General features: G+C 72.9%; 9 protein-coding genes and 2 tRNA genes. 7 read left to right on the top strand and 4 right to left on the bottom strand.

Annotated elements, in window-relative coordinates; all coding sequences use genetic code 11:
* Positions 1-17 precede the first annotated feature (17 nt).
* Positions 18-851: an RNA polymerase sigma factor SigF gene (locus tag GCU69_RS12465; protein WP_098752979.1), complete on the top strand. Its 834-nt coding sequence runs from the start codon at positions 18-20 to the stop codon at positions 849-851.
* A gap of 701 nt (positions 852-1,552) precedes the next feature.
* Here GCU69_RS12465 and GCU69_RS12470 read toward each other — a convergent pair.
* Positions 1,553-1,750, bottom strand: coding sequence for a hypothetical protein (locus tag GCU69_RS12470; protein WP_098752978.1), 198 nt, complete (start codon positions 1,748-1,750; stop codon positions 1,553-1,555).
* A gap of 221 nt (positions 1,751-1,971) precedes the next feature.
* Between GCU69_RS12470 and GCU69_RS12475 the strand changes: the two genes are divergently transcribed.
* The 4 genes from GCU69_RS12475 to GCU69_RS12490 all read left to right on the top strand — a co-directional run bounded on the left by GCU69_RS12475 (position 1,972) and on the right by GCU69_RS12490 (position 7,260).
* Entirely contained in the window at positions 1,972-2,454 is a 483-nt protein-coding gene (locus GCU69_RS12475) for a MarR family winged helix-turn-helix transcriptional regulator (RefSeq protein WP_098752977.1), read from the top strand.
* Positions 2,455-2,471: 17 nt separating this feature from the next.
* Positions 2,472-5,051, top strand: a complete 2,580-nt coding sequence (locus GCU69_RS12480; protein ID WP_098752976.1) for an MFS transporter — start codon at positions 2,472-2,474, stop codon at positions 5,049-5,051.
* Between the two features lie 146 nt (positions 5,052-5,197).
* On the top strand, positions 5,198-6,052 hold the full coding sequence (locus tag GCU69_RS12485; RefSeq protein WP_156206054.1) for a YceI family protein: 855 nt from the start codon (positions 5,198-5,200) through the stop codon (positions 6,050-6,052).
* 317 nt (positions 6,053-6,369) lie between these two features.
* A complete protein-coding gene (locus GCU69_RS12490) occupies positions 6,370-7,260 on the top strand; it encodes an endonuclease/exonuclease/phosphatase family protein (protein ID WP_156206055.1) in 891 nt (296 codons plus the stop codon).
* 423 nt (positions 7,261-7,683) lie between these two features.
* Here the strand turns inward: GCU69_RS12490 and GCU69_RS12495 are convergent, their stop codons facing one another.
* The 3 genes from GCU69_RS12495 to GCU69_RS12505 all read right to left on the bottom strand — a co-directional run bounded on the left by GCU69_RS12495 (position 7,684) and on the right by GCU69_RS12505 (position 8,863).
* Positions 7,684-8,181 (bottom strand): hypothetical protein, encoded by a 498-nt coding sequence (locus tag GCU69_RS12495; protein ID WP_143671173.1) that lies wholly within the window; start codon positions 8,179-8,181, stop codon positions 7,684-7,686.
* Positions 8,182-8,520: 339 nt separating this feature from the next.
* Positions 8,521-8,593: transfer RNA gene (locus tag GCU69_RS12500), tRNA-Arg, on the bottom strand.
* 180 nt (positions 8,594-8,773) lie between these two features.
* Positions 8,774-8,863 (bottom strand) — tRNA-Ser (locus GCU69_RS12505).
* A 611-nt stretch (positions 8,864-9,474) separates the two neighbouring features.
* Between GCU69_RS12505 and GCU69_RS12510 the strand changes: the two genes are divergently transcribed.
* Positions 9,475-9,942, top strand: coding sequence for an SSI family serine proteinase inhibitor (locus GCU69_RS12510; protein ID WP_156206056.1), 468 nt, complete (start codon positions 9,475-9,477; stop codon positions 9,940-9,942).
* A gap of 226 nt (positions 9,943-10,168) precedes the next feature.
* Positions 10,169-11,915 (top strand): PAS domain-containing protein (locus tag GCU69_RS12515; protein ID WP_156206057.1); only part of this gene is annotated, 1,747 nt, incomplete at its 3' end.

Genomic DNA, 11,915 nt, shown 5'->3' on the forward strand with positions numbered 1-11,915 from the left:
ATCCTCAAGGGGGTGGCATGTCCGTAGAACTGGGCAGCTCGAAGGTGCTCATCAACGACGCACCGCACGTTTCCGACGACTGCGCCGCCATCGACACCCGCACCCTCTCCCGCTCCCTCTTCCTGCGGCTGGCCACCCTCGACCAGGACAGTCCCGAACGGACGTATGTCCGCGACACCCTGATCGAGCTGAACCTCCCTCTCGTCCGGTACGCCGCGGCCCGCTTCCGCAGCCGCAACGAGCCGATGGAGGACATCGTCCAGGTCGGCACCATCGGCCTGATCAAGGCGATCGACCGGTTCGACAGCGAACGCGGCGTCGAGTTCCCGACGTTCGCCATGCCGACCGTGGTGGGCGAGATCAAGCGGTTCTTCCGCGACACCAGCTGGTCGGTGCGGGTCCCGCGCCGGCTCCAGGAGCTGCGGCTCGCGCTGACGAAGGCCAGCGACGAACTCGCGCAGCAGCTCGACCGCTCCCCGACGGTCGCCGAGCTATCCGCCCGGCTCGGCGTCTCCGAGGAGGACGTCGTCGACGGTCTGGCCGTGGGCAACGCCTACACCGCCAGCTCGCTGGACTCCCCCGCCGCCGAGGAGGACGGCGCCGAGGGCTCCCTCGCGGACCGGCTGGGGTACGAGGACACCGCGCTGGAGGGCGTGGAGTACCGCGAGTCCCTCAAGCCGCTGCTCGCCAAACTCCCGCCCCGGGAGCGGCAGATCATCATGCTCCGCTTCTTCGCGAACATGACGCAGTCGCAGATCGGCGAGGAGGTCGGCATCTCGCAGATGCACGTCTCCCGGCTGCTCACGCGCACCCTCGCCCAGCTGCGCGAGGGCCTGGTCGCGGAGGACTGACGGAGAAGCGGCCGAGAAGCGGCCGAGAAGCGGCCGAGAAGCGGCCGAGGAGCGGCCGAGGAGCGGCCGAGGAGCGGCTGAGAAACAGCCGAGGAGCGACAAGAGCTGACGGACTGAGCGAGCACTGACGGGCGGCGGCCGGGAACACCGGCCGCCGCCCGTCACAGCAACGGCGGAAGGCCGCGGACAGCGGTCCGCCCGGCTTTCCCGCACCGATCGTCACGGCACTCACGGCACTCACGGCACCGCGCCGGGCACGGCACCGGGGAGGGCACGGCGACGCGGCGGCCGCGTGTGTTCACGGTCGCCGCTCACGGAGGCGTCGCACCGGGACGCCGCGGAGCCACGGCGCACGGGGCCACGGCGCACGGGGAGCCACCCGGGTATGCCCCCCGGATGCCGCGCACAGCGGGTCTCGCCCGGCGGACGGCTCGTGGCGTCGGCGTCACACCGGCCACACCGGCCGACCGCTCACGGCACACGGCACAGCCGCCGACAGCTCACGGCACACACGGCACAGCCGCCGACAGCTCACGGCACACACGGCACAGCCGCCGGCCGCTCACGGCGGACGGCACACAGCAGGCGCCACAACAGGCGCGCCCGCACCGGGCACCGGTACCGGGCACCGGGCATCCGCTACCGGGGCACCGCGCATCGGCGTACGGACGCGGTCCGGCCCGCCGCCCCCGCGCCCCGGCTCAGGACAGGGCGAGCCAGACCACCGCGGCGACGACCACGACGGCGACGACGACACCGGCGATCAGCCCGGTGCGGGGGCGGGACGCGGCGGGGGCCGCCTGCCGCTGGGGACCGCCCTCGTCGACGAAGGCGCGGAACATCTGGGTGCTGCCGGCCGGGTCGTGGTTGCCCGCGGGACCGTGGGGGTTGTTCGTCATGGGCGGGACCCTAGCGAACCGGCGGTTCCGCCCCAACCCCCGGGTAACCGGTCCGCTGCGCTTGCCCGCGGGCCCGCGTGCGCAAAAGCCCGGGTCAGAGCACTTGACCCGGCATGTGGGGAAGCTTTTGCCGTCCTTTACCCTGAACCCGACCCATTCATTTGCCTTCAGCAACCAACAGCTTCTATCGTTGCTCTAAGCAACTTAATGACGGAGGTGTCGTGGCCGAGCAGAGTCAGTACGAGGAGCTGGCCCGCCAACTCAGAGGGGTCGGCGCGGTGAAGCGCGACCTCGCCCGCAGCCTCCCCCAGGAGTGCTCGTCCGGTTCGGCCGCCGTACTGGCGCTGCTGCACCACCACGGGCAGATGCGGATGAGCCGGCTCGCCGAGCTGCTGACCATCGACATGTCCGTGACCAGCAGGCACGTCGCCCACGCCGCGGACCGCGGCTGGCTGGAACGGCAGCCGGACCCGCTCGACAAGCGGTCCCGGCTGCTGTCCATCAGCCCGGCCGGCTCGGAACTCCTCCGGGAGATCTCCGACCGTTACGTGGACATGCTGAGCGACACCCTCAAGGACTGGTCCGACGAGGACGTCGGCCGGCTCACCGAACTGCTCGCCCGGCTGCACAACAGCTTCGGCGACTGCCGCTCGCGCGGCGGACGTCAGCTGCCCGAGGCCCCGACCAGCCGAACACCAGCGTGAAGAAGAAAAGGAACCGAATGGCCACCACCACACCGGCCGGTGTGCGGGGGGACACGGCGAAGCACGGCGCACCCGCCGGAAACGCCGCGCCCATGTCCCACCGGCAGATCATGGAGGCACTGTCCGGGCTGCTGCTCGGCATGTTCGTCGCGATCCTGTCGTCGACGATCGTCTCCAACGCCCTTCCCCAGATCATCTCCGACCTGGGCGGCGGGCAGAGCGCGTACACCTGGGTGGTGACCTCGTCGCTGCTCACGATGACGGCGACCACACCGCTGTGGGGCAAGCTCGCCGACCTGACCAACAAGAAGGTCCTGATCCAGGCGTCGCTGATCATATTCGTGCTGGCCTCGGCCGGCGCGGGTCTGTCGCAGAACCCCGGGACACTGATCACCTTCCGCGCCATCCAGGGCCTGGGCATGGGCGGTATGACCGCGCTGACCCAGATCGTGATCGCCGCGATGATCTCGCCGCGCGAGCGCGGCCGCTACAGCGGCTACCTGGGCGCCACCTTCGCCGTCGCCACCGTCGGCGGCCCGCTGCTCGGCGGTGTCATCACCGACACCTCGTGGCTCGGCTGGCGCTGGTGCTTCTACGTCGGCGTGCCGTTCGCCGTCATCGCCCTGATCGTGCTGCAGAAGACCCTGAAGCTCCCCGTGCTGAAGCGCGAGGTGAAGGTCGACTGGGCCGGCGCGTTCTTCATCGCCGCCGCGGCCTCGCTGCTGCTCATCTGGGTGACCTTCGCGGGTGACAAGTACGACTGGATGTCCTGGCAGACGTACACGATGGTCGGCGGCGCCCTCGCACTCGCGCTGATCTTCGTCCTCGTCGAGTCGAAGGCGTCCGAGCCGATCATCCCGCTGCGGCTGTTCCGCAACCGGACGATCACGCTCACCGCGCTCGCCAGCCTGTTCGTCGGCGTCGCCATGTTCGGCGCCACCATCTTCCTCAGCCAGTACTTCCAGCTGGCACGCGGCCAGTCGCCGACCATGTCCGGCGTCATGACCATCCCCATGATCGCGGGCCTGTTCCTGTCCTCGACCGGCTCCGGCATCATCATCACCCGGACCGGCCGCTGGAAGGGCTGGCTGGTCGCGGGCGCCACGCTGCTCACCGCGGGCCTCGGCCTGCTGGGCACGATGCGCCACGACACCGAGTACTGGCACGTCGGCCTCTTCATGGGGCTCGTCGGCCTCGGCGTCGGCATGATGATGCAGAACCTCGTGCTGGCCACGCAGAACCAGGTGGACCCGCGCGACCTCGGTGCGGCCAGCTCCGTCATCGCCTTCTTCCGCTCGCTCGGCGGCGCGATCGGCGTCTCGGTGCTCGGCGCGGTGCTCAGCCACCGCATCACCGACTACGTCCGGGACGGCATGAGCGAGCTGGGCGGCGGATCCGCCGCCGGTTCCGGCGACGGGGCACTGCCCGACCTGGACAAGCTCCCGGGCCCGGTCCGTACCGTCATCGAGAGCGCGTACGGCCACGGCATCGCGGACATCTACCTCTACGCCGCCCCGATCGCGCTGGTGGCCCTGCTGCTGGTGCTGTTCGTCAAGGAGGTGCCGCTGAAGACCACCGGCGGCCTCCAGGAGACGGCCGACAGCGAGGCCGCTGCCGCGAACGGCGGCGCGGGATCCGCTGCGAACACCGACGGCACGACCGGCACGGTCTCCGACGGCGGTACGGCCACCGACGTCGGTACGGCCACCGGGTCCGCCGGCGACAACGCCGGGCAGCCCGCCGCGGTGGGCACGCGCCAGCCGTCCTGGGCCGTCGCGGCCGAGGCGGACGGCGTCTCCGGCGGCCGGGCCGAGCGGGCGCCCGCCGGTACGGGCATCGCGGTGACCGGTGCCGTGCGCGACGCGGACGGCACGCCCGTCTCGCGTGCCGCGGTCACGCTGATCTCGCTCAGCGGGCGTCAGCTCGGCCGCTCGGTGGCGCGCGCCGACGGCACGTACACCCTGGACGCCCCGGGCTCCGGTTCGTACGTCCTGATCGCGTCCGCCGAGGGCCACCAGCCGCAGGCGTCCACCGTCGTCGTCGGCGACCAGCCGCTCGGCTACGACCTGATGCTGTCGGGCACCAGCGGGCTCGCGGGCACCGTCCGTTCCGCGGCCGACGCCCGTCCGGTCCCGGAGGCCATGGTCATCGTCACCGATGTCCGGGGCGATGTGCTGGCCACCGGGAAGACCGACACGAACGGCGCCTTCGCGTTCGGCGACCTGGTCACCGGCTCCTTCACCGTCGCGGTGAACGCCGCCGGGCACCGGCCGCTGGCCATGCCGGTCGAGGTCGCCGGGCACGGCACGACCCGGATCGAACTCGAGCTCCAGTCCGGCGCGCAGGTGCAGGGCACCGTCCGCGCGGGCGCGGAGCGCGGGCCGCTGCCGGACGCGCGGGTGACGCTGATCGACGCGGCGGGCAACGTCGTCGCCACCTCCACGACGGGCTCGGACGGCGCGTACGCGTTCACCGACCTCGACGCGGGCGACTACACCGTCATCGCGAGCGGCTACCCGCCGGTGGCGAACCCGCTGACCGTGGCCGGACGAGGAGTCGACGGCTACGACATCGAACTCGCCCACCCGGACGAGTAGACCCCCCGGTGGCGGGGGCGCATACCGAGCGGAGTGCGCCCCCGCCGTTCTCCGGGGCCACGGGTCCCGGCCCGGTGCCGACCGCGGGCAGGGGACGGCCCACGGCGCCGGGCCGGGACCCGACACATACCAGGACAGGAGCTTTGATGACCATCAGCGGCGCGGAACCGGGCACGGGGCCCGGCGCGGGACTGCGGGCCCGGATCCGCACCCGGGACGGCTGGGCGGTGCGGCACGCGATCCTGACCGTCACCGACATGACCGGCAACCAGGTCGCGCGGGCGACGGCGGACGAGGACGGAACGGTGCGGACCGACGCCCTGCCCGCCGGCGCGTACACGGTCATCGCCACGGCGGTCGGCTACGCCCCGGCCGCGTCCACGGCGATCGTCACCGCCTCCGGCCGGGCCGACGTCGGCACGGTCGTGCTCGCCCGGCAGGGCGGTGTGGAACTGCCGCCGCCCGGCGTCTGGACGCTGGACCCGGCGCACTCCTCCGTCGCCGCGGTCGCCCAGCACCTCGGCATATCGAGCGTGCACGGCCGGTTCACCGACTTCTCCGGCCGGATCGAGATCGCCGAGGACACCCGGAAGTCGACGGTCGACGCGGTCATCCGCGCCGGCAGCATCGACACGGGCAACGGCATGCGGGACGGGCATCTGAAGTCCCCCGACTTCCTCGACGTCGAGCGCTTCCCCGAGATCGGCTACAGCGGTACGGAGGTGGAGCCGGCCGGGCCGGACCACTGGACCGTGCGCGGCGAGCTGTCCCTGCACGGGGTGGTCCGGCCCGTCGAACTGGACCTGACCTATCTGGGGACCGGCCCCGACCCGTGGGGCGGGGTGCGCGCGGCCTTCCGCGCGACCGCGGAACTCCGGCGCGAGGACTTCGCGATCAACTACAACCAGGTCGTCGCTGCGGGCGTCGCGGCGATCGGCACCACGCTGCGGGTGGAACTGGACATCCAGGCGGTGCAGGGCGACGGGCTGCCGGAAGCCTGACCGGAGCCGGGCGGACGGCGGCGGGCCCCGGCACGCGCACACCGCCGACCCGGGACACAGCGGGTGCGGACCGGTGATGACGCTGACGCGTCGGCAGCCGGGCCCCGAGGTGGCCGCGTTCGGCGGCCGGGCGCCGCCGGGGCCGCGTGTCCACTGGGGCGCCGCCGGGCCCGCGTTGCCCAGCGGAGCGCCGCCGAGGCCGCGTTTCCCGTACACCGGGCGGTGTCCGTACATCCGGCGACGTCACGCCACATCCGGGGGTACGGTCTTCGCGCCGGGCCGGGACCCGGTCCGCGTCGATCTCCCGAGGAGTGCCGATGTCGTTGCGCCGCCGAATCCTCCCCCTGCTGCTCGCCGCCGGACTGCTGGGCGGGCCGGCGGCCGTTCCGTCCGCGCACGCGGACCCGGCCGCCGCGGGCCCGGACGGCTTCGGCCGCGCCGTGCCGCTGCGGGTGGCGACGTACAACATCGCGGCGGGCGCCGGGACCGACCGGGTCTTCGATCCGGAGCGGACGGCGGACGCCCTCCGGGCGCTCGACGCCGATGTGATCGGCCTCCAGGAGGTCGACGTCCACTGGGGTGCGCGCAGCGAATGGCGCGACCTCACGGCCGGACTCGCCGAAAGCCTCGGCATGCACGCGTACTTCGCGCCGATCTACAGCCTCGACCCGCCCGCGGAGGGGGCGCCGCGCCGCGAGTTCGGGGTCGCGGTGCTGTCCCGCTTCCCGGTCCTGCGCGCCGAGAACCACGAGATCACACGGCTCTCCACCCAGGACCCCGACCCGGTGCCCGCGCCGGCACCCGGTTTCGGCGAGGTCGTGGTGCGCGCGCACGGCGTGCCCGTACACGTCTACACGACACACCTCGACTACCGGGCCGATCCGTCGGTGCGGCAGGCGCAGGTCGCCGACACCCGGCGGATCATGGCCGAGGACTGCGACCGGCACGGGCGGTGCCCGCGTCAGGTGCTGACCGGGGACTTCAACGCGGAGCCGGGGGCGGCCGAACTGGCGCCGCTCTGGGATGCCTTGACCGACGCCGCCCCGGCCGGGGACGGCTTCACCTACCCGGCCGGCACCCCGGCGAAGCGGATCGACTACGTCACCGTCTCGGACGGCATCCGGGTCCGCCGCGCGGAGGTCCCGCAGACGCTCGCCTCGGACCACCGGCCGGTGGTCGCCGACCTGCTGCTGCGGCGGGGGCGCTGACGGCGGGAACATGAAGCCGGGGGCGGCGGGCGGCGCCGGGGCGCAGGGCCCGGCCGCCCCCCGGGCCGCCACCGGGCCGCCACCGGGTCCGCGAACGCGCCGCGAAGGCGGCGAAGGGTCACGAAGGCGCCACGACGGGTACGGCCGCCACGGCCCGGCCGCACCCGCCGCGACGCTCCGAAGAACGCGAACCCCTGTGCCGGGACGAGACCGGCTCCCCCTGGAGACCGCCACCGCGACGCTGCGGCACACCGGAACCGGCCGTCGAGCCCCTGGCACTCCGGCCGGACTGTGCCGTCGACCTGGTCGAGGCCGGGGTCCGGAGCCGAGCAGGCTGCGAGGAGCTGACGGCGGGCCGGGGACGACGCCAGTGGTCGCAGCGGGCTGTCAGTAGCCGCAGTCGTCTCAGTGGCCTCAGTGGCCTCAGTGGTCGTCGATGATGCTCACGGCGGTACCGTCCTTGATCTCCACCTTCGCCGAGACACCCTTCTTCGCAGCCGCCTCCAGCTCAGCCTCACTGCACTTCTGCGCCGCCTGCCCACCGGCATCACCACAAATGTCCCCCGTGCCCTGGATGTCAGTGCTCGTGGACGTGAAGAACGCCTGCTCCCGGTCCTTCATGTCACTGACCGTGTACTTACCCGGCGCCAAGTAGGAAACCGTGCCGAACCAGGTACCGCTGACACCCTTGCCACCGGCCTCTCGACCGGCCTGCTTCTTCGTGTCGTCGACGCCGTCCCGGCCCTCACCGGCACCGGACTTATCCGTCGAGCCCTTCACGTCCTTCGAGGAGGAGGCGGACCCGTTCGACTTCTGGTCGCCCGAGTCGCTGTCACTGCCTCCGCAGGACGTGAGCAGGGCGGTGGTCGCGATGAGAGCGGCAGTGGTGAGAACGGTCTTGCGGCGGTTCGTACGAAGCATGGTCCGGATCCCCCTGGTGATGTGCATGGTGCAGCCCGCCGGCTGAGCGGCCGCGTCGTTGCTCGGTCGGTCTTCATCCTGACCGGCACCACGACCTCGGGGGAAGCGCGGTTACGGGCTCATGACACAGCCGACGACGGCAGGAGACACCTGGGACGGGACGTGGTCAGAAGTCACCCGCCCGTGGAAATCGACGGAGAACGCCGCGCACCGCCCCTGTCGGGCGTGGACCACAGCCGCTGCTGCCGGCGCAGGCATGGATGGCCCCGGACCATCACTGGTGTCACCCGCTGATGTCAGAGGGCCCCTGGGAGATTCCCAGGGGCCCTCTGAGCTGTGCGCGCTCGGCAGGATTCGAACCTGCAACCTTCTGATCCGTAGTCAGATGCTCTATCCGTTAAGCTACGAGCGCTTGTCTTCCCGGCTGATTTCCGCCGGTCGGCGTTGCGGGAACAACATTACATGACCGGCCGCCGGAGGCGAAATCCATTGCCCTCGCCCTGCCTGACCTGGGAAAACGCCGGAAGCGACCCCTGGAACGGCGGAAGCCCCGGCCGACGGCCGGGGCTTCGGTGATCTTGCGAAGATCGAGCGGAGGCTCCGGGATTTGAACCCGGGATGGGGGGTTACCCCAAACCGCATTAGCAGTGCGGCGCCATAGACCAGACTAGGCGAAGCCTCCACACCCACCCGTGAAACCGCGAGTGGTGTGTGCAGATGATGACACAGCCCTGCGGGCCGCGACCAATCGCACCCTACGGTACAAGGCGCGTGTGCGGCAGAGCAAAAGTGTTCCCTGGTCGGGGCCGGGCGTGGCGGCGGTGGAACCGTGCCCACCGCCGAACGCACACCGGCCCGGCCCGAGGATCCCCGGAGCGCGGTTCGCTCCCGGGGCGCGGCTCGGCACGGGGAGCGCGGTTCACTCCCGGGGCGCGGCTCGCTCCCCGTGGCCGGCGGCGCCCGCGCGGTCCCGCCGCGCGTGGCCCCTCCCCCCGAGGCGCCTCCCCGCGAGGTCCCGCCCCACGCGGTCCGGTCCCGCCCCGCGAGGTCCCGCCCCGCCAGGTGCCCGTACGCCGCCCGTTCCCCCCTTCGGCCGGTGCGGCCGCCGGACGGGTGGAACCGCTCGCGCGTACGGGCGCGGCTGGGTTGCGCAACGCGGCGGCGGGCCGAGCGTTGATACAGGCGGGGCAGTGGCGCCGGACCGGACCGGTCCGTGCGCCGGAGTCACGGCAGCCGCAGGCGCCGGCCGGCCCCGTCCCCCTCATTCCACCGCAGAACACACAGGAGAACCCGATGCCGTTCCGCCGCCTCACCGTCAGCGCGCTCGCCGCGACAGCCGTCCTGACCGCCGCCCCCGCGGCCGGCGCGCTGCCGCTCCCCGTGCCGGCCCCGCTGCCCGCCCCCGCCCCGCCCTCCGCGCCCCCGGCCGGGTCGGACCGGCTGACCGTCACGATCGGAGGCAGCGGCAACCGCGCCGTCGACGGCACGTACACCCTCGACTGCCACCCCCGCGGCGGCACCCACCGCAGCGCCCCGGCGGCCTGCGACCGGCTCGACGAGGTCACCCGTTACGGCCGCGACCCCTTCGCCCCCGTCCCCGCCGACGCGAACTGCCTCATGATCTACGGCGGCCCGGCGACCGCCCGGCTGACCGGCACCTGGGCGGGCCGTCCCGTGGACGCACGTTTCAGCCGTTCGAACGGCTGTGAGATCTCGCGCTGGGACAACCTGCTCCCGGTGCTCCCGGACGTCACCGGTTGACCTGCGACGGGAGGGCGGAACAGCCGCGATGACCCGCACCGGCGCGATATGTCCGGCGTACGCGGACGTGTCACGAGTCGCACAAGGTCATCGCCCGCCCTCCCCTCATCCGCCGTCGCCCCCGGCACCACTGCCCGTAGACTCCCTCTAGTGACAGACAACCGGACGCGCGGCAGGATGACCGAGTCTGTCGGCAATATGCAGTGAGCAGGAAGGAAGCGCCGTCGTGAGCAGCAGGCCATCCCGAGGCACTGCTCGCCTCGCCGCCATACTCGACGCACTCCCCGACGCCCTGCTGCTCGTGAACTGCAACGGCACGGTCGTCAACGCCAACACCATCGCGCTGGAGACCTTCGAGTCCCCCGGTACCGCCCTGGTCGGCCGGGGCCTGCTCGACCTGCTGCCCGCCTTCGACTCCAAGCGCATCCCCGGCTCGATGCGCCGCCCGGACGAGGACGACGAGGGCGGCCGCACGAAGCCGACCCGGATGGTCGCCCGGCGCACGGACGGTTCCGAGTTCCCGGTCGAGGTGACCAGCGCGAACCTGGAGGACGGCCGGACACCGTACGAGTCCGCGTTCGAGGCCGCCTACGCCGACCACCACAACGGCTACACCGGCGACGAACTGCTGATGCTCGTCGTGCGGGACCTCACCGGCACCCTCGACACCGAGGCCGAACTGGCCCGCCAGCAGCGCCAGACCGAGATGATCCTGCGGGCCGCGGCCGAAGGGGTCGTCGGCGTCGACAACGACGGCAAGGTCGTCCTGGTCAACCCCTCCGCCGCGCAGATCCTCGGCTACCGCGCCAGCGACCTCGGCGGCAAGGAGCTGCACCCGCTGGTACAGCACTCCCGCGCGGACGGCACCCCGCTGCCGTACGAGGACTCGCCCCTCGCCGACACCCTGAAGTCCGGACTCAAGCACCGGGTGCGCGGGCAGGTGCTGTGGGCGAAGGACGGGCGGCCGGTGCCGGTCGACCTGACCACGGCGCCCGTCCGGGACGGCGACCAGCTCGTCGGCGCGGTCATGACCTTCACCGACCGGCGGCCCTACGACTCGCTGGCCGCCCGGCACGCCCAGCTGCAGGCCGTCCTCGGCGAGTCGCTGCGCGGGCCGCTGGAGCAGCTGCGCGGCGAACTGGGCGGGCTCGCGGCCGATCCGGCCGGGCAGCTGTGGCCCGAGGCGAACCAGATCCTGCACCATCTGACCGCCGGGTACTCCCGGATGACCACGCTCGTCGACAACGTCCTCGCCTACCAGCGGCTCGACGCGGGGCAGGACCGGCTGGAGCGCGCGACGGTGTCGCTGGACGCGGTCGTCGCGGCCGGTGTCGAAGGGGCGATCGAGCTGATCGGGCCGGGCCGCGCGCAGTTCGCCGTGCACGCCCCGCCGATCGAGGCGGAGGTCGACGGGCAGCGGCTGGCGACGGCGCTGGCGCATCTGATCGCGGACGTCGCGGGCGTCGACTCGACGGGCAACACCATGGCGGGCGGCGGCTCCGGCGACTCGACGATCGTCGTGGCGGCGGCGCAGCGCGGCGAGAGCGTACGGATCGAGGTGCGCGGCCCGTTCACCGGGGGAGACCCGGTGCACGGTCCGATCGCACGCGGCATCGTCCGGCGGCACGGCGGTGTGCTCCAGACGCACGAGGTGCCGGGTGCCGGGGGCAGCGCCTTCGTGCTGGAGGTTCCGCTGGCCGCCGCGGCCGGGTCGCGGCCCGCCGCGGAACGGGACAAGGACGCCGACACCGGTACGACGGTGATGCCCGCGCCGTCCGCACCCGGGCGGGGCACCCCGGACGCCCCGGGAGCCCCGGGGATGCCGAACGCCAGCGCGAGCGCGGCTCCGGACGCGTCGGACGGCCGGGGCGGTCCGGGCGGCCGGAACGATCAGGACAGTCAAGGCGGCCGGGGCGGCCCGGCCGGTCAGGACGCTTCCGCTGCCGTCCCCGGCGCCCGGGGTGCCTCGGACG

Origin of the sequence: Streptomyces lycii (assembly GCF_009735685.1) — a bacterium.
Classification (GTDB): domain Bacteria; phylum Actinomycetota; class Actinomycetes; order Streptomycetales; family Streptomycetaceae; genus Streptomyces; species Streptomyces lycii.

What these genes read in the sequence shown, in the direction of transcription:
- GCU69_RS12465 (WP_098752979.1), top strand. Translation starts at nt 18, where the DNA reads ATGTCCGTAGAACTGGGCAGCTCGAAGGTGCTCATCAACGACGCACCG.
- GCU69_RS12485 (WP_156206054.1), top strand. Translation starts at nt 5,198, where the DNA reads ATGACCATCAGCGGCGCGGAACCGGGCACGGGGCCCGGCGCGGGACTG.
- GCU69_RS12490 (WP_156206055.1), top strand. Translation starts at nt 6,370, where the DNA reads ATGTCGTTGCGCCGCCGAATCCTCCCCCTGCTGCTCGCCGCCGGACTG.
- GCU69_RS12495 (WP_143671173.1), bottom strand. Translation starts at nt 8,181, where the DNA reads ATGCTTCGTACGAACCGCCGCAAGACCGTTCTCACCACTGCCGCTCTC.
- GCU69_RS12480 (WP_098752976.1), top strand. Translation starts at nt 2,472, where the DNA reads ATGGCCACCACCACACCGGCCGGTGTGCGGGGGGACACGGCGAAGCAC.
- GCU69_RS12470 (WP_098752978.1), bottom strand. Translation starts at nt 1,750, where the DNA reads ATGACGAACAACCCCCACGGTCCCGCGGGCAACCACGACCCGGCCGGC.
- GCU69_RS12510 (WP_156206056.1), top strand. Translation starts at nt 9,475, where the DNA reads ATGCCGTTCCGCCGCCTCACCGTCAGCGCGCTCGCCGCGACAGCCGTC.